Source organism: Bartonella sp. JB63 (genome assembly GCF_002022665.1).
GTDB lineage: Bacteria > Pseudomonadota > Alphaproteobacteria > Rhizobiales > Rhizobiaceae > Bartonella.
Window position 1 is genome coordinate 632,475 of the sequence record NZ_CP019788.1, and the last position, 21,030, is coordinate 653,504.

Below are 21,030 nucleotides of genomic sequence, written 5' to 3' on the forward strand. Positions count from 1 at the left end.
TCAAGAAATATCAATTGTTGGACCAAAAACTTGTTCAAAAGCTCGTTTCATAGCGATGTCAACATCGTGCATTGTTACAGGCAAACCCAGATCTAATAAACTTGTTACACCGTAATTTGTAATTCCGCAGGGAACAATTCCTTTATAGTGAGATAGATCAGGATCGATATTAATACAAATACCATGAAAACTTACCCATCTACGTATACGAATACCAATAGCAGCAATTTTATCCTCAGTCGGTGTTCCATTTATCGTTAGCGGGCGATCAGATCGAATAACCCAAACACCGACTCGATCTTTACGACGTTCTCCTTTAATATTAAATTGTGCAAGTGTTTTTATGATCCACTGTTCTAATGCACTAATAAAAGCACGTATATCTTGTTTTCGGCGTTTAAGATCAAGCATAATGTAAGCAACACGTTGTCCTGGACCATGATATGTGAATTGACCACCACGACCTGCTTCATATACAGGAAGAGAATGAGGAGCTAATAGATCTTTTTTTTAGCACTGGTACCAGCTGTGTAAAGGGAAGGATGTTCAAGCAGCCAGACTTGCTCGTGCGCGATTTTTGCAGAAATATTCTCTACACGTTCTTGCATATAGCGTAATGCTTCAGGGTACTCGACTAAATTATCACTTATTTTCCACTCAACTGGTGAAGCTTGGTGAGCTGTTTTAAAATGATTTGATAAATGACTGTGATCAATATATTTCAATTTAGATGTCATCAAGAATATGTATCAAAGTTATTTGGTTATCAGTAAAAATATGGCGTACGATATAGAATTGTTCATTGAAATGAAAATGAAAAATAAAAGTTATCGATATTTTTTCTCACAGTAGTTAAGAGCGAACTTTATTGCTCCAAATTATCATGGCCTAACAAAACCTTAAAATGATTAGAATCTTTTTAATTAATAATTTAATTTATTATTTCATATTATATTTCTGTTTTTAAATAATTATTTTGTTTATTATATTAATTAATATTCAATATATGATGTTATATATATAAAGATATTTTACCATCTTCCTGATGCACCACCACCACCTGATGAGCCTCCTCCACCTCTAAAACCACCACCATTTGAATGCCTTCTGAAGATACCATCAGAGCGTCTACCATCAGCACTTAAATTGATAAACCAAAGAGTAAAAACGATTCCCATCCAACGATATTTTTGTGGACCTACTTTTTTGCCAAAAATCATTGCTAGAATAGGTAAACCAATCACTGTAAAGAATATTAAAAATATAACTGCATTTGCTATCATTTCTTCTATTTTTTGTTGTTTACGTTGTATTTCAATGGCTTTAGCCTTTTCTTTGATTCGGGAAATAAAATCGGAATCATTTTCTATAATAATTTTGGTAATTGCATTGATCGCTTCAATAATTCCTCGTTGATAATTTTTGTTACGAAAATTAGGAAGAATGAAATTATTGATAATGACTGCAGAAACTGCATCCGTTAATGTTCCTTCTAAACCATAGCCTACTTCAATACGTACTTCACGTTCATTTGGTGCAACTACAAGTAATATACCGTTATTCATCTTCTTCTGACCTAGAGCCCACTTTCGGAAAAGAGAATTACTATAGGTTTCAATATCAATTCCTGAAAGAGTAGGGACAGTTACAATAACAACTTGATCACCTGTTTTTTCTTCCAAAGCAGACAGCTTTGTAGTCAGATTTTCTATTGTTGCGCGATCAAGTAAGTGAGCTATATCATTAACGTGACCAATTAAGCGTGGGAATGAGATTTGTGAATAGACAATATTATTCAACGTAATAATTAAATATAGAAAGCCTGTAAAAGCTAAAAAAAATAAAATAATATTACGTTGAATAAAATATCGAAATGGTATCATTTAATTAAAATTAACCTGCGGTGTTTGTTGAGAATTACTATCAATAGTAAATGTTTGCATAGATTTTGCATCGCGAAACCATAACTTCGCCCAAATCATTGTTGGCATTGTTTTGAGTGCAGTGTTATATACCCGTACTGCTTCAATATAGTCACGGCGAACAACAGAAATACGATTTTCAGTTCCCTCTAATTGTGATTGGAGAGCTAAAAAATTCTGATTTGCTTTAAGATTAGGATAATTTTCAACAATAGCCATAAGGCGTGAAAGTGCACTTGATAAATTTGCTTGATTGCTGAGATATCGTTGCATAACATCTGGATTATTTAACATATCAGTATTGATGGTTGTTTGCGTTGCTTTTGCACGTGCGTCGATAACATCAGCAAGTACAGTTTTCTCGTGTGATGCATAACCTTTAACAGTTTCTACAAGATTGGGAACAAGATCTGCACGACGTTGATATTGATTTAGAACTTCACTCCATGCTGCATGCACCTTTTCTTCATTCGTTGGTATTGTGTTAAATCCACATCCACTTAAAAACACTAAAAAAATGATAATAAAAAATCGCTTTAATATAGGATAGATAGCTACAGTTTGTAGTGTGGTTAATACGTCTAACATAAAATATCTCCAAAAACTTATTTACCCATATAGGGCGTATCTCATTATATGACAAAGTATTTTAGACTTTGTAAATTAGCTGATTATTTATATTGATGAATTAGTTTATTTATTTTCCAATAATTTTTTTAGTAGAAAGGCTAAATTATACATTTTTTTAAAAAATGAATGAATTTTAATATTTACTAATAACTGAAATTTGAATCGATTATTAAAATTGCTATATTTACTATAAAATTGCTATATTTACTATGATGTGAAACTAAACATATTATATAACTAAATTATAATTAATTTAATAGCTTCTGATTCTTATTCAAAATTTATAGCTTTGAATATTTAACTTCTAATTTCATGTCGATTTTTAAGTATTTTTTTATATATGGTCATGAATTAATGCATCAATCTCTCTTTTTAAAGCTACGTTTGAATCTTATAAGTATACCTTAAAAAGATAAATAAAATCAGTAATTTATATAAAAAATAAAGGCACATGGTGGGCAATGAGAGACTCGAACTCCCGACATCCTCGGTGTAAACGAGGCGCTCTACCAGCTGAGCTAATCGCCCAATGTAATAATTTACACTTGGATAAGCACTCTATTTAAGGAAAAAAATTTTTAAATGCAAGAATAAAAGATGTTATTTGTTAATGTTTTTCAGAGAATAGAAGCGTTTTTAATTTTTTCATTGTTTATTTGATTTTTTTTAAAAAAACGTTTCATTCTTCTTGACAGGAACGAATGAACATCCTACACGACCATCCATACCAATGTTGATTGGTTGCAAGAAGTGCGCGGGTGTAGCTCAGTTGGTTAGAGTGCTGGCCTGTCACGCCGGAGGTCGCGGGTTCGAACCCCGTCACTCGCGCCATTTCAAAGTATTCTTTAATTTTCTATCTTTATACTGTACGCTTTTTTCTTTAAAAAATCCTGAATTGTAATATATAATATTAAGGGTCTTCTATAGAAGATGATATTTGATTTTTTTCTTTTTTCATATAGTTTTATGAGAATAAAGGCTTGCGTCTTTCTTTTCTCTGCGATACCTATAGAAACGAGATGAATACTGCACGGCATACCCTTTAAGTTGTACGAGCGGAATTAGCGTGATAATTATTGTAATATTGTGTGTTAATCTAGACAATAATAGATGATTACGTTAATTCAAAACTTCATTAAAGCGGAAAAGGATTATGACTGATTTATTGAACTCTTATTTACCGATATTAATTTTTATTACTGTTTCGGCAATTATTGCTGCTGTTCTTTTAATCATACCTTATATTGTCGCTTATCGTGCACCTGATCCTGAAAAGTTATCAGCTTATGAATGTGGATTTAACTCTTTTGATGATGCTCGAATGAAGTTTGATGTTCGATTTTATCTAGTTTCTATTTTATTTATTATTTTTGATCTTGAGGTTGCTTTTCTTTTTCCTTGGGCTGTTTCATTTGCCTCAATAGGTATATTTGGTTTTTGGTCAATGATTATGTTTTTAACGATCTTGACGATTGGATTTATATATGAATGGAAGAAGGGAGCTCTTGAATGGAATTAGGGTTTAATAATTCAACCGTTGTTGCTCCGAAACCAAAAAGGATCATTGATCCAAATACAGGTGAGTTAGTAGGCTCTAATGATAAATTTTTCAGTGATATTAATACTGAATTAGGGGATAAAGGCTTTTTGGTAACTTCGGCAGATGCTTTAATAACTTGGGCACGTACCGGTTCATTGATGTGGATGAGTTTTGGTTTAGCCTGTTGTGCAGTCGAGATGATGCAATGCTCAATGCCTCATTATGATAACGAACGTTTTGGATATGCACCACGCGCTTCACCACGTCAATCTGATGTTATGGTAGTTGCCGGCACTCTAACAAATAAAATGGCGCCTGCTTTACGTAAAGTTTATGATCAAATGCCTGAACCGCGTTATGTGATTTCTATGGGGTCCTGTGCAAATGGTGGTGGGTATTATCATTATTCTTATTCGGTTGTGCGTGGATGTGATCGTATAGTCCCAGTGGATATTTATGTTCCAGGATGTCCTCCTACAGCAGAAGCGTTGTTGTATGGTATCTTGTTATTGCAGAAAAAAATCCGCCGTACTGGCTCTATAGAGCGATAGGAGCTTTATGATAATGAGTGAGGTATTAATTGAGCTTTCTAATTATTTGAAAGATAAATTAGGAGATAAGATAGAAGAAAGTGTCTTTGCGTTTGGGGAATTGACGATTATATCGCGCCTTGACGCAATTATTGATGTTTTAATGTTTGTTCGTGATGACTCTCGTTGTCAATTTATCAATATTACAGATATTAGTGGTGTAGATTATCCTTCTCGTGAAAAACGTTTTGATGTATCTTATCAGTTATTATCTCCGCGGCATAATTTGCGTTTACGTATTAAAGTTCGTACTGATGAAAATACTGCTGTTGCTTCTGCTTGCTCGGTTTATCCAGGAGCGGAATGGTATGAGCGTGAAGCCTACGATATGTATGGCATTTTATTTTCAGGACATCCAGATCTGCGACGCATTTTGACGGATTATGGGTTTGAAGGACATCCTTTGCGCAAAGATTTTCCTGTAACAGGATTTGTTGAGTGTCGTTATGATAATGAAGTCAAACGGGTCATTTATGAACCTGTTATTTTAAGGCAAGAAATGCGTAGCTTTGATTTTCTTTCACCTTGGGAAGGTAATCAATATGTTTTGCCATATAATGAAAGTCAGGAGACAAAAAATAATATTAAGAATTAAAGATGCGATTAAAATTGTAACTTATTGTAAAATAACTGAGCGTTTTCAATAGGGGTAGTGTATATAAGGTTTGTATATTCGACATAAATTATTTACACATAATGAGGGGTTATTTTGTGTTTTCCATTATAATAACAGAATATTGTTGGTGTTCAATTTTTAAGATCGCATTGAAAAAATAAGGGGTTGATAGTGGCTGAGGTCAATGTCCGAAATTTTAATATTAACTTTGGTCCACAGCATCCTGCTGCGCATGGTGTTTTGCGTATGGTTTTAGAGTTGGATGGTGAGGTTGTTGAGCGTGTGGATCCACATATTGGATTGCTACACCGTGGTACAGAAAAGTTAATGGAAACAAAAACTTATCTTCAGGCAGGCCCCTATCTTGATCGTTTAGATTATGTTGCTCCTATGAATCAGGAGCATGCTTTTGTACTTGCTATTGAAAAATTATTGGGAGTTGAGGTTCCCAAGCGAGGGCAATTGATTCGCGTTCTATTTTCTGAAATTGGGCGTATTCTCAATCATTTGCTTAACGTAACAACACAAGCGATGGATATTGGTGCTTTAACACCGCCACTTTGGGGTTTTGAACAACGTGAAAAATTGATGATTTTTTATGAACGTGCGTGTGGTGCACGTCTTCATGCAAATTATTTTCGTCCTGGTGGTGTGCATCGAGATTTGCCAGAATCTTTAATTGAAGATATTGGTAATTTTATTGACCCATTTCTTATTGCCCTTGATAAACTTGACGCACTTATAACACCTAATCGGATTTTTAAACAACGGAATGTAGATATTGGTGTGGTGAGTATTAATGAAGCTTGGGCTCGTGCTTTTTCTGGAGTAATGATACGTGGAGCTGGTGTTCCATGGGATTTACGCAAAAGTCAACCTTATGAATGTTATGATGAAATGGAGTTTGATATCCCTGTAGGTAAAAATAGTGATTGTTATGATCGTTACCTCATTCGTATGGAAGAAATGCGCCAGTCAACAAAAATCATGCGACAATGTGTAAACCGTTTGCTTGATTCTGAAAGGAATGGTCCAGTCTCAAGTTTAGATCGTAAAATTGTACCACCAAAACGCAGTGAAATGAAAAGTTCAATGGAAGCACTTATTCATCATTTTAAGCTTTATACGGAAGGTTTTCATACTCCTCCTGGAGAAATTTATGTTGCCGTAGAAGCTCCAAAAGGTGAATTTGGCGTTTATCTGGTTTCTGATGGAACAAATAAGCCTTATCGTGTTAAATTACGTGCTCCTGGTTTTGCTCATCTTCAAGCCATGGATTTTCTGACACGAGGTCATATGTTAGCAGATGCAACAGCTATCTTGGGTTCGATTGATATTGTTTTTGGGGAGATTGATCGTTAATGTCTGTACGCCGTCTTGCAGATGATATCTACCAACCAGCAGAGTTTTCTTTTACAAAAGAGAATCAGGCGTGGGTGCGAAATACCATAAAAAAATACCCTATAGGGCGTGAACAATCTGCTGTCATTCCCTTGTTAATGCGTGCTCAAGAGCAGGAAGGTTGGGTAACGCGTGCTGCGATTGAACATATCGCTGAGTTACTTTCTATGGCTTATATTCGTGTTTTAGAAGTTGCAACTTTTTATACTCAATTTCAACTTAAGCCAGTTGGGACAAAGGCACATATTCAAGTTTGTGGTACTACCCCTTGCATGCTACGTGGTTCTGAAGAATTGATCAAAGTTTGTCAGAAAAAAATTCATTATAAGCCTTTTATTACTAATCAAGATGGAACATTATCATGGGAAGAAGTAGAATGTCTTGGTGCTTGTGTTAATGCTCCAATGGTTATGATTTTTAAAGATACTTATGAGGATCTTACAGCTGAACGTCTTGAAGAAATTATTGATGCATTTGAGGCGGGTAAAGGTTCTGATATAGCTGTAGGACCACAAAATAATCGTAAATCATCAGAGCCTATCAGTGGCTTAACTTCTTTAAGTGATGTGGATGAAAATAAAATCATTCAAGTCTTCAAAGAAAAAGAGTAATGAAGGAATGGAAATTGGATAAATATTTCTTTAAGTTAAATTAGGAAATATTAATTGCTTATCGATTTTTAAAAATATCTTAATATAAAATAGAAGTTTTAAAAAATTAGTGAAGAATTGAATTAAGAAAATGCTAAAAATGCATTCAATTATAGAAAAAAAGGTCGAGTATGCTGGCTGATAAGGATCGCATTTTCACCAATATTTACGGTTTTAAAGACAAATCTTTGAAAGCTGCGATGTTGCGGGGACACTGGGATGGTACCAAAGCGATTATTGAAAAAGGCCGTGATTGGATTATTGATGAAATGAAGGCATCAGGTTTACGTGGTCGTGGTGGTGCTGGTTTTCCTACTGGCATGAAATGGTCTTTTATGCCGAAACAAAGTGATGGCCGACCTCATTATTTGGTTGTAAATGCAGATGAGTCAGAACCAGGAACATGTAAAGACCGTGATATTTTAAGACATGATCCCCATACTCTAATTGAAGGATGTGTCATTGCTACTTTTGCAATGGGAGCAAATGTTGCTTTTATTTATGTCCGTGGTGAATATATTCGTGAGCGTGAAGCGCTTCAGGCTGCAATTGATGAGTGTTATGAAGCAGATTTGCTTGGCAAAAAGACTAAATATAGTCATGTTTGTGATATTATAGTTCACCATGGTGCTGGCGCTTACATTTGTGGTGAGGAGACAGCTCTTCTTGAAAGCCTTGAGGGGAAAAAAGGTCAACCTCGACTTAAACCTCCATTTCCTGCAAATATGGGAGTTTATGGTTGTCCAACAACCGTTAACAATGTAGAGTCTATCGCAGTTGTTCCTACGATTTTACGTCGAGGTGCCTCGTGGTTTTCATCGATTGGTCGTGCAAACAATGTGGGGACAAAATTGTTTATGATTTCTGGACACGTTAATGCGCCTTGTACATTTGAAGAAGCTTTAGGTGTTTCTTTTCGTGAATTGATTGAAAAACATACAGGTGGTATTCGTGGTGGATGGAGTAATCTTTTAGCAGTTATTCCAGGGGGAGCTTCTTGTCCGATTGTTCGTGGAGAAGATATGATAGATGCCATTATGGACTTCGATGGGATGCGAGATGTTGGGTCTTCTTTTGGTACAGGTGGCGCGATTGTCATGGATAAATCAACCGATATAATTAAGGCAATTTGGCGTATAGCAGTTTTTTTTAAACATGAAAGTTGTGGTCAATGTACACCGTGTCGTGAGGGCACCGGATGGATGATGCGTCTTTTAGGACGTATGGTTGAAGGAAGAGCACAAAAACGCGAAATTGATCTTCTATTTGAAGTTTCCAAGCAAGTTGAAGGGCATACTATTTGTGCGCTTGGAGATGCTGCGGCGTGGCCTATACAAGGGTTAATTCGTAATTTTCGTTCAGAAATTGAACGAAGAATTGATGATTATACGCGAAGTGCAGTTCAAAGCAAAAATATTGCTTTGAAAACATTAAAATAAAGAGTTTCGTTTTAAAAAATTAATTAGTTTATTTGCGGGCTGGATTGTAATGATAAGTATTAAAGTTGATGGTAAAGAAATCGAAGTTCCTGACTACTACACATTGCTTCAAGCCGCTGAAGCTGCAGGTGCTGAGGTGCCACGTTTTTGCTTTCATGAAGCTCTATCAATTGCCGGAAATTGTCGTATGTGTTTAGTTGAGATCAAAGGTGGAGCTTCAAAACCACAAGCTTCTTGTGCTATGGGAGTTCGTGATTTACGATCAGGACCAAATGGTGAAATACCTGAAATATTTATCAATACGGAGATGGTTAAAAAAGCGCGTGAAGGTGTTATGGAATTTCTTCTCATTAACCATCCATTAGATTGTCCTGTATGTGATCAAGGTGGTGAGTGTGACCTTCAAGATCAAGCAATGTTTTATGGTCGTAACTGTTCTCGTTATACAGAAGATAAACGTGCTGTTGAAGATAAATATATTGGGCCACTTGTAAAAACTGTTATGACACGATGCATTCATTGTACACGTTGTGTTCGTTTTACAACAGAGATTGCAGGTGTTTCTGATATTGGCTTAATTGGCCGCGGTGAAGATGCTGAAATTACAACATATCTTGAAAAAGCTATGACATCGGAATTGCAGGGCAATATTATTGATCTTTGTCCAGTAGGTGCTTTAACTTCAAGACCTTATGCGTTTCGTGCTCGTCCATGGGAATTGATTAAAACAGAGTCGATTGACGTAATGGATGCTCTTGGTAGTGCCATTCGCATTGATAGCCGCGGGCGTGAAGTTATGCGAATTGTGCCACGCATCAACAAAGATATAAATGAAGAATGGATTTCTGATAAGACGCGTTTTATTTGGGATGGATTGCGCACTCAAAGACTTGATAAACCTTATGTTCGAAAAGATGGAAAACTTCAGCCTGTAAGTTGGTCAGAAGCTTTTGAAAAAATTAAAATAGTTATATCTGAAACCCCAGCAAAAAAAATTGGAGCAATTGCTGGGGATCTTGCATCTGTTGAAGAAATGTATGCACTTAAATCATTATTGCTTTCATTAGGTTCGAAAGTATTTGATTGTCGTCAAAGGGGTATGGTTTTATCCCCTGAACTAGGACGTTCGAGTTATATTTTTAATCCCACTATCGTAGGAATCGAATGTGCTGATGCATTGTTAATTGTAGGATCTAATCCACGTGCTGAAGCTGCGGTTTTAAATGCACGTATTTTAAAACGGCAACGAGTAGGAAAAATCCCAATTGCGTTAATCGGAGAGCAGGTCGATTTGCGCTATCCATATTCTTATCTTGGATCTGGTACTGATGCATTAAATACCCTTATCAGTGGAGAGAATGTATTTTTTGATGTACTGAAAAAAGCTGAGAGGCCGCTTATTCTTATTGGGGAAGGTGCTGTTTCAGGGCAGGAAGGTTTATCTGTTTTAAAGAATCTTGCAAAACTAGCTGATCTTGTTGGTGCTCTTAGTGAAAAATGGAATGGATTTGGTATTCTTCATAATGCTGCATCGGTTGTTGGGGGACTAGATATTGGTTTCACTTCCAAATTAGGAATTAAAAATATTGTTAAAACTTGTGAGGTTTTATTTTTGCTTGGTGCTGATGAAGTAGAATTAACCAATAACAAAGCCTTTATCATTTATATTGGTAGCCATGGTGACAATGGTGCGCATGCTTCTGATGTGATTTTACCAGCATCTGCTTATACTGAAAAATCAGGGCTTTATGTTAATACAGAAGGTCGTGTTCAAATGACAAATCGAGCTGGTTTTGCTCCAGGTGAAGCAAAGGAAGATTGGGCTATTTTACGTGCTTTATCAGACGTTTTAAATAAAAAACTCCCTTTTGATTCATTATCTCAATTGAGACAAAATTTATTTAATGATTTTCCACATCTTTGTGCTATTGATGATATATTACCTTCATGTATAAGTGATCTTAAAACTCTCGGTTCACAAATGATTGTTCTGAATCCACAAAAATTTACTTCTATGATTAAAGATTTTTATTTGACAAATCCAATAGCACGTGCTTCTGCAGTTATGGCAGAATGTTCATCTCTTGCGAAAAGTCATTCTACAGAAGCTATGAAGTAAGGACAGAGAGGGAAAAAGGAACAGTTATGTACGATTTCTTTATGATCTGGCTATTACCATTATTGATTATAGTAGGAAAAACACTTCTTCTTTTAGTTGTTCTTTTGATTTTGATTGCTTATTTCCTTTATGCTGATAGGAAAATTTGGGCAGCTGTGCAGTTACGACGTGGGCCAAACGTTGTTGGTCCGTGGGGATTGTTACAGTCTTTTGCAGATTTAATTAAATTTGCTGTTAAGGAGCCTATTATCCCTGCAAGTGCTAATAAAGGTGTTTTTCTTCTTGCTCCTTTCGTTTCAGCAGCGCTTGCATTATCTACATGGGCAGTTGTTCCGGTTAATAAAGGTTGGGAAATAGGAAGTATTAATGTTGGTTTGTTGTATATACTGGCTATTTCATCTCTTGAAGTTTATGGTGTTATTATGGGAGGATGGGCATCAAATTCAAAATATCCTTTTTTAGGAGCTCTTCGTTCAGCAGCACAAATGGTTTCTTATGAAGTTTCGATTGGTCTTGTTCTTGTTACAGTTGTTTTAGTAAGTGGTTCACTAGATCTTACAACAATTGTTCTTGAACAAAATAATGGTTTTGGAAAGAGTATTGGTTTGCCATTCAGTAGTTTTCTTGATTGGAATTGGTTAGTTCTTTTTCCAATGTTTATTATATTTTTTATTTCTGCACTGGCAGAGACAAACCGTCCCCCTTTTGATTTAGTTGAAGCAGAATCTGAGCTTGTTGCTGGGCACATGGTTGAATATTCTTCAACCCCTTATATGCTCTTTTTTCTTGGTGAATATGTTGCTATTGTTTTAATGTGTGCATTGACGACTATTTTGTTCTTAGGTGGTTGGTTGCCTCCTTTTAATATTTGGTGGCTTAATTGTGTTCCTGGTGTTATTTGGTTTGTTCTAAAAGTTTGCTTTGTATTTTTTGGATTTGCTATGGTTAAAGCATTTGTACCCCGTTATCGCTATGATCAGTTAATGCGTCTTGGTTGGAAAGTATTTCTTCCTATTTCATTGGCAATGGTTGTAATGACTGCTGCTGTTTTGCAATATACTGGTTTAGCTTAGAGGAAGTTTTATATGTCAAGTCTTATTCAAGCAGTAAAATCACTCCTATTATTAGAATTCATAAGTGCCTTTTGTTTGGCAATGCGTCAGTTTTTTTCTCCAAAACCTACAATTAACTATCCCTATGAAAAAGGTTTTGTTTCTTCACGTTTTCGTGGTGAGCACGCTTTGCGTCGTTATCCGAATGGCGAAGAACGTTGTATTGCATGTAAATTATGTGAAGCAATTTGTCCTGCACAGGCTATTACAATTGAAGCAGGACCTCGACTTAATGATGGCACACGTAGAACTATTCGTTATGATATTGATATGGTTAAATGTATCTATTGTGGTTTTTGTCAAGAAGCTTGTCCAGTTGATGCTATTGTAGAAGGACCGAATTTTGAATTTGCAACAGAAATGCGTGAAGAACTTTATTATGATAAAGAAAGACTTTTAAATAATGGAGATCGTTGGGAGCGAGAAATTGCTCGTAATATATTAATAGATGCACCTTATCGTTAAAGATCTATTATTAAATGGAGAAGTCGGATAATGTATCCAATAAGTGGTAATCTGGTATGAGTTTTCATACCAATTGTTTAATTAATTGAGGGGAAGCCCATGCTAACAGGCCTAGCGGTGGCATTTTTCTATATTTTTGCTTTTATTATGCTTATAAGCGCAGTTATTGTTATTTCTGCGCGTAATCCTGTTCATTCAGTATTATTTTTAATATTGGCATTTTTTAATGCTGCAGCTTTATTTTTACTCGCAGGAGCAGAATTTTTAGGACTTATATTATTGATTGTCTATGTTGGTGCTGTAGCAGTCTTATTTTTATTTGTAGTTATGATGCTTGATATTGATTTTACTGAATTTAAAAGTGGTGCACTTAAATATGCTCCCATTGGTGCTTTTATTGGCATTATTATAGCTATAGAGCTTATTTTTGTTTTTATTAATAACCGTTTTTCTTTAGTTTCGGGAATTCATGTTACACAACCAACACCAGAGTTAACACAGAGGACAAACACACAAGCACTAGGAGATATTCTCTATACAGATTATGTCTTCTATTTCCAAATTTCAGGGGTGATTTTATTGGTTGCGATGATTGGCGCTATCATTTTAACGCTCCGTCACAGATCAAGCATTAAACGACAGTCGGTTGCAGTTCAAGTTGCTAGAACAGTAGAAAATGCAATTGAAATCAAAAAAGTTAAATCAGGTAAAGGTATTTAGCGGAAAGATTATTATGTACATTGATATTGCTCATTATCTCACTGTTTCTGCATTGACATTTACAATTGGTATTCTTGGTATTTTTTTAAATAGAAAGAATGTAATTGTTATTCTTATGTCGATTGAGCTTATATTACTCTCAGTCAATCTGAATTTTGTTGCATTTTCAGCGTTTCTTCATGATTTAGTTGGACAGGTATTTTCTTTATTTATTTTGACAGTAGCTGCTGCTGAAGCTGCAATTGGTTTAGCAATTCTTGTTGTGTTTTTTCGTAATCGTGGTTCCATTGCGGTTGAAGATGTTAATATGATGAAAGGCTGATAAGTGATGTATTATATAATCGTCTTTCTTCCGCTTTTAGGCTTTTTAATTACTGCAATAGGCGTAAAAACTTTAGCTCCTCGTGTCAGTGAGCTTATAACATCTAGCTTTATGGTAATTGTTGCTGGATTATCATGGATAGCTTTTTTGAGTATTATTTTTGGTAATGCTTCAACGGTTGATGTACCATTATTGCAATGGATAATTATTGGTGAACTAGCATTCAATTGGTCTTTGCATATTGATACTTTGACAGCTGTCATGCTTGTTGTGGTAAATAGTGTTTCAGCATTAGTTCATATTTATTCAATTGGTTATATGCATCATGATCCCTCAAGACCTCGTTTTTTTTCTTATCTGTCTTTATTTACATTTATGATGCTTATGTTGGTGACAGCCAATAATTTAATTCAAATGTTTTTTGGGTGGGAAGGTGTTGGGCTCACATCATATTTGCTGATTGGTTTTTGGTTTCAGCGAGCTTCTGCTAATAAAGCAGCAATGAAAGCTTTTGTGGTTAATCGTATTGGAGATTTTGGTTTTCTTTTAGGAATTTTAAATATTTTTGTTCTGTTTCAATCAGTTAATTTTTTAAATATTTTTACAAAAGCTGCAGACAGTAATTTTATAAAAGGTATGACATTTTTAGAGGGTTATTTTGGTGGACAAACAGTAATTACTGTTACGTGCCTTCTCTTATTTGTTGGTGCTATGGGTAAATCAGCACAATTTCTTTTACACACATGGCTTCCTGATGCAATGGAGGGACCAACTCCAGTATCTGCTCTCATTCATGCAGCAACAATGGTAACAGCTGGTGTTTTTATGATCGCTCGTATGTCACCAATTTTTGAACTTTCTCCGAATGCTTTAACAGTCATCATTGTTATTGGAGCAACAACAGCGTTTTTTGCTGCAACTGTGGGACTTGTACAAAATGATATCAAGCGCGTTATTGCTTATTCTACCTGTTCGCAGCTTGGTTATATGTTTGTTGGATTAGGGGTTGGAGCCTATGGAGCAGCTATTTTCCATCTTTTTACGCATGCTTTCTTTAAAGCCTTATTATTTCTCGGCGCGGGTTCTGTAATTCATGCCGTATCTGATGAGCAAGATATGCGAAAAATGGGTGGATTATATAAACATATAAAAATAACTTATTGGATGATGTTTATAGGAACCATTGCATTAACAGGTTTTGGAATTCCTGGAACTATTTTTGGTACTGCAGGCTTTTTTTCAAAAGACGCTATTATAGAATCTGCTTTTGCAGCGCATAGTATTGCTTCAAAATATGCTTTTTGGCTTCTTGTTTTATCTGCTTTATTAACGAGTTTTTATTCTTGGCGACTTTTATTTATGACATTTCATGGCAAGATGCGAGCAACTGTTGATGTTATGCATCATGTGCATGAATCGAGTCTGATTATGTTGGCTCCACTGTTTGTTTTATCTATTGGAGCATTGTTTTCTGGTTTGATTTTCCAACCTTATTTTTTTGGTGACTTTTATGATTCTTTTTGGAAGGATGCTTTATTTACAGGAAGTGACAATCATATTCTTCATGAAGCACACAATGTACCTAATTGGGTAAAGTGGTCACCATTTACAGCTATGATTCTTGGATTCATTTTAGCTTATTTATTTTATATTTTAGTTCCTTCAGTTCCTAAAAAAATTTCTGAATTGTTACCTATATTATACAGATTTCTTTATAATAAATGGTATTTTGATGAAGTTTATAATGTTTTGTTTGTTCGTTCTGCTTTGGGAATTGGTAACTTTTTTTGGAAAATAGGTGACAATAGAATTATTGATGGTTTAGGTCCAAATGGTATTGCGGCGCGTATTATTGATATAACCAATAAAGTCGTTCGAATGCAAACAGGTTATCTTTATCATTATGCATTTGCAATGCTGATTGGTATAGCAGCACTGATTACATGGATGATGATCGGGAGCTTGAAGTGATGACAGACTGGCCTATTCTTTCTACTGTTACATTCTTGCCGCTTGTTGGTGTATTTCTGATTTTATTAATCAAGGACGATAGTGATGCAGCAAAATGTAATATACGCAATGTGGCGTTTTTTACGACTGTATTTGTTTTTGTTATTTCTTTAGTTATTTGGGCAGGCTTTGATAATACAAACTCTGATTTTCAAATGATTGAAAAATTCCATTGGTTAGGCGGCGATATTAGTTACCACATGGGTATTGATGGTATTTCTGTACTTTTTGTTGTTCTTTCAGCTTTTTTGTTGCCTTTCTGTATTTTAGCAAGTTGGGATACTATTCAAGATAGATTAAAAGATTACATGATTGCTTTTCTTCTTCTAGAAGTTGCAATTATTGGAGTTTTTTGTGCTCTTGATGCGATTTTATTTTATATCTTTTTTGAAGGTAGCCTTATTCCAATGTTTATTATTATTGGTGTTTGGGGTGGATCACGCCGTGTCTATGCAAGTATGAAATTTTTCCTATATACTTTACTTGGTTCAGTACTTATGCTGGTCGCTATTATGGTTATGTATTGGGAAGCAGGTACACTTGATATACCGATTTTGTTGACCCACCAGTTTACTACACATATTCAGATATGGTTATGGCTTGCATTTTTTGCTTCTTTTGCGGTTAAAATGCCAATGTGGCCACTTCACACATGGCTACCTGATGCCCATGTGGAAGCACCAACAGCAGGCTCTGTTATTTTAGCTGGTGTATTACTTAAATTGGGTGGTTATGGCTTTATTCGTTTTTCGTTACCAATGTTTCCTATTGCTTCAGCTGATTTTTCTCCTTTAGTTTTCATGTTATCACTTATTGCGATTATTTATGCATCGTTAGTTGCACTTGTTCAAAATGACATAAAGAAACTTATCGCTTATTCATCAGTGGCGCATATGGGATACGTAACGATGGGTATTTTTTCTGCTAATGAACAAGGTATTCAAGGTGCTATTTATCAGATGCTATCACATGGAATTGTTTCAGCAGCTTTATTTTTTTGTGTTGGAGTGATTTATAATCGTCTGCATACGCGTGAAATTTCCGCATTTGGTGGTTTAGTAAATAACATGCCGAAATATGCTGTTGTTTTCTTGATTTTTACTATGGCAAATATTGGTTTACCTGGAAGTTCAGGATTTATAGGTGAATTTTTAACTCTAATAGGTGTTTTCCAAATTAATAAATTTGTTGCTGTTCTTGCTACAACTGGGGTTATTTTATCCGCGGCTTATGCACTTTATCTTTATCAGCGTATTATTTTCGGTTCTTTAAATAAAGAAAATTTGAAAGTTCTTCTTGATCTATCGCCAAGAGAAAAATTCACCCTTTATCCGATGGTTATTCTTACAATATTTTTTGGTGTTTATCCGACACCGATTTTTAAAACAACAACGTCTGCGGTAAAAGCCTTGATCAACCAGCTGCACTAAATAAAAGATGAACGCTCATGCAAACTGAAATAATAGCTCAATTAGTGTTAATTTTCCCTGAGATTTTAATTGCATTGGGAGGGATGATACTGCTTTTAATAGGTGTTTATTCGGGCGTGCATTCATATTTAACTGTTACGGGCTTAGCAATCGCTCTTCTTATTGCAACTATTGTTGTCATAATAGTCTTTCCGAAAAGTGGTATTTTTTATATAGATGCACTCATTATTGATTCTTTTAGCCGTTATATGAAAATCTTAATGCTTATCGGTGCGTTATTTGCTCTCATTATGTCTGTTTCTTTTACCTGTACTGAAAAATTTGATATATTTGAATTTCCAGTATTAGTTCTATTTGCAACCCTTGGCATGATGTTCATGATTTCAGCAGGTAATATGCTATCTCTTTATATGGGCTTAGAGCTACAATCTTTATCTTTGTATGTCTTAGCTGCAATTAATCGTAACAATGTAAAATCCTCTGAAGCCGGATTAAAATATTTTGTTTTAGGTGCATTATCTTCAGGATTACTTCTTTATGGTATTTCATTGCTTTATGGCTTTACCGGTCAAATTGGTTTCCACGAAATTGCATTAGCCTTGAAAGGTAAAACCTTACAGTTAGGTATTATTTTTGGAATTGTATTTATTTTAGCTGGTTTGGCATTCAAAATTTCTGCTGTTCCATTTCATATGTGGACTCCTGATGTTTACGAAGGTGCTCCAACGCCTATTACAGCTTTTTTCGCTGGTGCTCCCAAAGTTGCTGCAATAGCATTAATTATCCGTATAATTGTTGTTGCTTTTATTCCGCTTAATAACTCTGATAATCTTATGCCTGCATGGCAGCAAATTATAGTATTTATAGCGATTGCATCAATGATATTGGGTGCATTTGCCGCAATTGGTCAAAGTAATATTAAGCGTCTAATGGCTTATTCATCAATTAGTCATATGGGGTATGCACTTGTTGGGTTAGCCGCTGGAAATATGCTTGGAGTAAAAGGTGTTATCATTTATATGACCATTTATCTTGGTATGATAATTGGTTCATTTGCTTTTATTCTCGGTATGCGATTGCATGACAGAAATGTTGAAAACATTTATGACCTGGCAGGGTTAGCAAAAAACAATCCATTTATGGCTATTATTATGACAATCCAGCTTTTTTCTTTAGCAAGTATACCACCTATGGCAGGTTTTTTTGGTAAGTGGTATACATTCTCTGCAGCTGTTCATGCAGGTCTTACTCCACTTGCTGTGGTTGGTGTATTAGCTTCTGTGGTTGGTGCTTTTTATTATTTACGTATTATCAAAATCATGTGGTTTGATGATGCAAAATCTAGCTTTGTTTTTTTATCCGGTGAACTTAAATTTTGTCTTAGTCTTTCTGCATTGTTTATTTTATTTTACATATTTTTTGGAATTTGGCTTTCTAAATTAGCAGAACAAGCTGCCACAGCATTATTTTAGTAGATATGGTTTATGTGTTATCAGATTTTGCACAAAAACAAGGATATGATATTGAATCATATAAAAGTGTTGACTCAACAAATCTTGTTGCACAGCGAAAAGCATATGCTGGTCATCATGGTTATCTTTGGATTGTTTCGAATGAGCAAACACAGGGAAGAGCCAGAAGAGGAAGAATATGGAGTAGTCCAAGAGGAAATCTTTATTCTAGCCTTTTATTAATTGATGATATTATTGATCAGACTGCTGCTCAACTTAGTTTTGTTGCTGGTGTAAGTGTGGTAGAGGCTATCAAGCAATTTATAAAAAATGAAAAACAAACTAATAACATTGTTAGTTTGAAATGGCCAAATGATGTTTTGCTTAAAGGAGCTAAGAGCTGTGGGATTTTACTTGAGCTTTTTAAATTGACTTCACAAAAATATGCATTGGTTATTGGTATTGGCATAAATGTAGAACACCATTATGAAAATGCACCATATCCAACTTCAAGTATAAAGAATATTGATTTGAATATTGATAAAAAACAATTATTTATGGTTCTAACACAATATTTTGCTGAAAATTATCTTATTTGGAAACAATCCAATGGATGTGACATAATTCGTAAAAAATGGCTTTTATATTGTTCTCATCTTGGACAACATATTAAAATAATTAACGATGAAAAGATCATTGAAGGTATTTTTGATGGTCTTGATTGTAATTTTAACTGTATTGTAAAACAAAAAAATGGTCAGCAAGCAATCATAACATCTGGAGATGTCCATTTTGGTTTAACTTTTTCTGCTAATGCCGGTTGTAATTGACTTATAAAGTTTTATTTCAGCATGAGTTATCTTAATGATTTAGGAGACATTTATGACTGCTGTCAACAAGAACGAATTGGTTTTTCTACCGTTAGGAGGAGTTGGAGAAATAGGAATGAATCTAGCTGCCTATGGATTTGGTCCTAAAGATTGCCGTGAATGGTTACTTGTTGATATGGGAGTTAGTTTTCCCGGTCCTGAATTACCGGGAGTGGATCTTATTTTGCCGGATATTCGTTTCTTAGAAAATGAAAGACATAATATATGTGGTCTTATTTTAACCCACGCTCATGAAGATCATTATGGTGCTGTTTTTGATTTATGGCCAAAGCTTAAAATTCCACTTTATTGCACTCGTTTTACAGCTGAATTATTAGAGAGTAAAAGGCAATTAGATTCTGAACTTTATGAAATTCCAGTCAATATTTTTCACTCTGGCGATTGCTTTCAGATTGGATCATTTTCAATTGAAGCAATTGCTGTCAATCATTCAATTCCAGAAGCTGTTTCTTTAGCCATCACAACACCTTTAGGAAAGGTAATTCATACCGGAGATTGGAAAATAGATCATACACCTTCACTTAGAGCTGTAACAAATGAAAAACGGTTTCGTGATTTAGGAAACAAAGGTGTATTAGCTTTATTGTGTGATTCCACTAATGCACTTCAGGATGGTATGTCGCCATCAGAACAACAAGTTCAAGAAAGTCTTTCTGAAATTATTTTGCAAGCTAAAGGTCGAGTTGCTATTACAACTTTTGCCTCTAATATTGGCCGTATACGTTCAATTGTTCTTGCTGCTGTATCTGTTGGACGTCAAGTTCTATTAGTAGGTCGTTCTTTAAAGCGTAGTGTTATGGTAGCTCAAGAACTTGGTTATATGGATGGTTTAGCACCATTTATAACAGAAGAAGATTATAGCCATATTCCAAGAAAAGATATTGTTTTGGTGGCAACTGGTAGTCAAGGTGAACCACGTGCTGCATTAGCAAAACTCTCGCGAAATGAAATGAGAAATATTTTTCTCTCTCCTGGTGATACAGTTATTTATTCATCACGTAATATTCCAGGCAATGAAAGAGCTATTATTGATATACAAAATCGTTTTATTGATCAGGGTATTAATATTATTACGAATCGTGATACTCTTGTTCATGTTTCAGGCCATCCCTGTCGTTCAGAACTTTTGCAAATGTATGATTGGACAAGACCACGGATACTTGTTCCTGTACATGGTGAAGCAATACATCTTATGGCTCAAGCAGCTTTAGCACATCAATTTGGCATAAAGACTGTCGCTAAGATTAAAAATGGTGATATATTTCGTCTTGCACCAGAACCAGCAAAAGTTACTGATCAAGTCTTTGTTGGTCGTATCTATAAGGATGGTTTTCTCCTTGGTAATGAGGACGAATTAGGTATTCGTGAGCGTTACAAACTAAGCTATGTTGGTCATATTGCTGTTTCTCTTCATATGAATAGTAAGCATGATTTAATTGATGATATTGGACTTATCACATTTGGTCTTCCTAAAAGTGACAGGACAGGAAAACCGTTAGAAGGCATTCTTTTAAACGTTATCGAAAATGCCATTAATGGTATTCCATGTAATAAGAGAAAAGATAATGAACTTATCCGAGAAGCAGCAAGGCGTGCAGTAAGAGCATCTGTTAACAAGATTTGGGGAAAAAAGCCTATCTGTGTAGTTTTTTTACATCGATCAAAATAAAAACATTTTAAGATACACTTATTTTTAAAATAAAAAGAAGATAAAATTATTCAG

18 protein-coding genes, 2 tRNA genes and 1 pseudogene are annotated in these 21,030 nt (G+C 35.0%); 17 read left to right on the forward strand and 4 right to left on the reverse strand.

Features of this window, described 5'->3' with window-relative positions; genetic code table 11:
• The 4 genes and pseudogenes from lipB to BJB63x_RS02735 all read right to left on the reverse strand — a co-directional run bounded on the left by lipB (position 1) and on the right by BJB63x_RS02735 (position 3,080).
• Positions 1–737, reverse strand: a pseudogene (gene lipB / locus BJB63x_RS02720) (lipoyl(octanoyl) transferase LipB).
• Positions 738–1,031: 294 nt separating this feature from the next.
• On the reverse strand, positions 1,032–1,883 hold the full coding sequence (locus BJB63x_RS02725) for a TPM domain-containing protein (protein WP_078718906.1): 852 nt from the start codon (positions 1,881–1,883) through the stop codon (positions 1,032–1,034).
• Complete coding sequence (locus tag BJB63x_RS02730) at positions 1,884–2,510, reverse strand: LemA family protein (RefSeq protein ID WP_078718907.1); 627 nt, start codon at positions 2,508–2,510, stop codon at positions 1,884–1,886.
• Between the two features lie 494 nt (positions 2,511–3,004).
• A tRNA-Val gene (locus BJB63x_RS02735) sits at positions 3,005–3,080 on the reverse strand.
• 226 nt (positions 3,081–3,306) lie between these two features.
• On the opposite strand from BJB63x_RS02735, the gene BJB63x_RS02740 reads away from it, so the two are divergent.
• From BJB63x_RS02740 to BJB63x_RS02820, 17 genes are all read left to right on the forward strand, one after another.
• Positions 3,307–3,383: transfer RNA gene (locus tag BJB63x_RS02740), tRNA-Asp, on the forward strand.
• 322 nt (positions 3,384–3,705) lie between these two features.
• Positions 3,706–4,071 carry an NADH-quinone oxidoreductase subunit A gene (locus BJB63x_RS02745; protein WP_078718908.1) on the forward strand — a complete coding sequence of 122 codons (366 nt, stop codon included), beginning with the start codon at positions 3,706–3,708 and terminating at the stop codon, positions 4,069–4,071.
• A complete protein-coding gene (locus BJB63x_RS02750; protein ID WP_078718909.1) occupies positions 4,062–4,643 on the forward strand; it encodes a NuoB/complex I 20 kDa subunit family protein in 582 nt (193 codons plus the stop codon). Before BJB63x_RS02745 ends, BJB63x_RS02750 begins: the two co-directional genes overlap by 10 nt.
• A gap of 13 nt (positions 4,644–4,656) precedes the next feature.
• Positions 4,657–5,277 (forward strand): NADH-quinone oxidoreductase subunit C, encoded by a 621-nt coding sequence (locus BJB63x_RS02755; RefSeq protein WP_078718910.1) that lies wholly within the window; start codon positions 4,657–4,659, stop codon positions 5,275–5,277.
• A gap of 192 nt (positions 5,278–5,469) precedes the next feature.
• Positions 5,470–6,660, forward strand: a complete 1,191-nt coding sequence (locus tag BJB63x_RS02760; RefSeq protein WP_078718911.1) for an NADH-quinone oxidoreductase subunit D — start codon at positions 5,470–5,472, stop codon at positions 6,658–6,660.
• Entirely contained in the window at positions 6,660–7,310 is a 651-nt protein-coding gene (nuoE, locus tag BJB63x_RS02765; protein ID WP_078718912.1) for an NADH-quinone oxidoreductase subunit NuoE, read from the forward strand. Before BJB63x_RS02760 ends, nuoE begins: the two co-directional genes overlap by 1 nt.
• Positions 7,311–7,480: 170 nt before the next feature.
• Positions 7,481–8,788 carry an NADH-quinone oxidoreductase subunit NuoF gene (gene nuoF, locus BJB63x_RS02770; RefSeq protein WP_078718913.1) on the forward strand — a complete coding sequence of 436 codons (1,308 nt, stop codon included), beginning with the start codon at positions 7,481–7,483 and terminating at the stop codon, positions 8,786–8,788.
• Between the two features lie 49 nt (positions 8,789–8,837).
• Complete coding sequence (gene nuoG / locus BJB63x_RS02775) at positions 8,838–10,907, forward strand: NADH-quinone oxidoreductase subunit NuoG (RefSeq protein ID WP_078718914.1); 2,070 nt, start codon at positions 8,838–8,840, stop codon at positions 10,905–10,907.
• 26 nt (positions 10,908–10,933) lie between these two features.
• Positions 10,934–11,980, forward strand: coding sequence for an NADH-quinone oxidoreductase subunit NuoH (gene nuoH, locus BJB63x_RS02780; protein ID WP_078718915.1), 1,047 nt, complete (start codon positions 10,934–10,936; stop codon positions 11,978–11,980).
• 12 nt (positions 11,981–11,992) lie between these two features.
• Positions 11,993–12,484, forward strand: a complete 492-nt coding sequence (gene nuoI / locus BJB63x_RS02785; protein WP_078718916.1) for an NADH-quinone oxidoreductase subunit NuoI — start codon at positions 11,993–11,995, stop codon at positions 12,482–12,484.
• Between the two features lie 99 nt (positions 12,485–12,583).
• Positions 12,584–13,204 carry an NADH-quinone oxidoreductase subunit J gene (locus tag BJB63x_RS02790; protein WP_078718917.1) on the forward strand — a complete coding sequence of 207 codons (621 nt, stop codon included), beginning with the start codon at positions 12,584–12,586 and terminating at the stop codon, positions 13,202–13,204.
• Positions 13,205–13,217: 13 nt separating this feature from the next.
• Entirely contained in the window at positions 13,218–13,526 is a 309-nt protein-coding gene (gene nuoK, locus BJB63x_RS02795; RefSeq protein ID WP_078718918.1) for an NADH-quinone oxidoreductase subunit NuoK, read from the forward strand.
• A gap of 6 nt (positions 13,527–13,532) precedes the next feature.
• Positions 13,533–15,497: an NADH-quinone oxidoreductase subunit L gene (nuoL, locus tag BJB63x_RS02800; RefSeq protein WP_078718919.1), complete on the forward strand. Its 1,965-nt coding sequence runs from the start codon at positions 13,533–13,535 to the stop codon at positions 15,495–15,497.
• Positions 15,497–16,966, forward strand: coding sequence for an NADH-quinone oxidoreductase subunit M (locus tag BJB63x_RS02805; RefSeq protein WP_078719526.1), 1,470 nt, complete (start codon positions 15,497–15,499; stop codon positions 16,964–16,966). The genes nuoL and BJB63x_RS02805 overlap by 1 nt, the downstream gene beginning before the upstream one ends.
• A 17-nt stretch (positions 16,967–16,983) precedes the next feature.
• On the forward strand, positions 16,984–18,438 hold the full coding sequence (gene nuoN / locus BJB63x_RS02810) for an NADH-quinone oxidoreductase subunit NuoN (RefSeq protein WP_078718920.1): 1,455 nt from the start codon (positions 16,984–16,986) through the stop codon (positions 18,436–18,438).
• Between the two features lie 5 nt (positions 18,439–18,443).
• The gene (locus tag BJB63x_RS02815) at positions 18,444–19,247 is read left to right on the forward strand and encodes a biotin--[acetyl-CoA-carboxylase] ligase (RefSeq protein WP_078718921.1); all 804 of its coding nucleotides are present in this window, start codon (positions 18,444–18,446) and stop codon (positions 19,245–19,247) included.
• Positions 19,248–19,299: 52 nt separating this feature from the next.
• Entirely contained in the window at positions 19,300–20,976 is a 1,677-nt protein-coding gene (locus BJB63x_RS02820) for a ribonuclease J (protein WP_078718922.1), read from the forward strand.
• The last annotated feature ends 54 nt before the right edge of the window (positions 20,977–21,030 follow it).

What these genes read in the sequence shown, in the direction of transcription:
- BJB63x_RS02750 (WP_078718909.1), top strand. Translation starts at nt 4,062, where the DNA reads ATGGAATTAGGGTTTAATAATTCAACCGTTGTTGCTCCGAAACCAAAA.
- nuoG (WP_078718914.1), top strand. Translation starts at nt 8,838, where the DNA reads ATGATAAGTATTAAAGTTGATGGTAAAGAAATCGAAGTTCCTGACTAC.
- nuoN (WP_078718920.1), top strand. Translation starts at nt 16,984, where the DNA reads ATGCAAACTGAAATAATAGCTCAATTAGTGTTAATTTTCCCTGAGATT.
- BJB63x_RS02725 (WP_078718906.1), bottom strand. Translation starts at nt 1,883, where the DNA reads ATGATACCATTTCGATATTTTATTCAACGTAATATTATTTTATTTTTT.
- BJB63x_RS02815 (WP_078718921.1), top strand. Translation starts at nt 18,444, where the DNA reads ATGGTTTATGTGTTATCAGATTTTGCACAAAAACAAGGATATGATATT.
- BJB63x_RS02745 (WP_078718908.1), top strand. Translation starts at nt 3,706, where the DNA reads ATGACTGATTTATTGAACTCTTATTTACCGATATTAATTTTTATTACT.
- BJB63x_RS02730 (WP_078718907.1), bottom strand. Translation starts at nt 2,510, where the DNA reads ATGTTAGACGTATTAACCACACTACAAACTGTAGCTATCTATCCTATA.
- nuoE (WP_078718912.1), top strand. Translation starts at nt 6,660, where the DNA reads ATGTCTGTACGCCGTCTTGCAGATGATATCTACCAACCAGCAGAGTTT.
- BJB63x_RS02790 (WP_078718917.1), top strand. Translation starts at nt 12,584, where the DNA reads ATGCTAACAGGCCTAGCGGTGGCATTTTTCTATATTTTTGCTTTTATT.
- nuoL (WP_078718919.1), top strand. Translation starts at nt 13,533, where the DNA reads ATGTATTATATAATCGTCTTTCTTCCGCTTTTAGGCTTTTTAATTACT.
- nuoI (WP_078718916.1), top strand. Translation starts at nt 11,993, where the DNA reads ATGTCAAGTCTTATTCAAGCAGTAAAATCACTCCTATTATTAGAATTC.
- BJB63x_RS02805 (WP_078719526.1), top strand. Translation starts at nt 15,497, where the DNA reads ATGACAGACTGGCCTATTCTTTCTACTGTTACATTCTTGCCGCTTGTT.
- nuoH (WP_078718915.1), top strand. Translation starts at nt 10,934, where the DNA reads ATGTACGATTTCTTTATGATCTGGCTATTACCATTATTGATTATAGTA.
- nuoF (WP_078718913.1), top strand. Translation starts at nt 7,481, where the DNA reads ATGCTGGCTGATAAGGATCGCATTTTCACCAATATTTACGGTTTTAAA.
- BJB63x_RS02755 (WP_078718910.1), top strand. Translation starts at nt 4,657, where the DNA reads ATGAGTGAGGTATTAATTGAGCTTTCTAATTATTTGAAAGATAAATTA.
- BJB63x_RS02820 (WP_078718922.1), top strand. Translation starts at nt 19,300, where the DNA reads ATGACTGCTGTCAACAAGAACGAATTGGTTTTTCTACCGTTAGGAGGA.
- nuoK (WP_078718918.1), top strand. Translation starts at nt 13,218, where the DNA reads ATGTACATTGATATTGCTCATTATCTCACTGTTTCTGCATTGACATTT.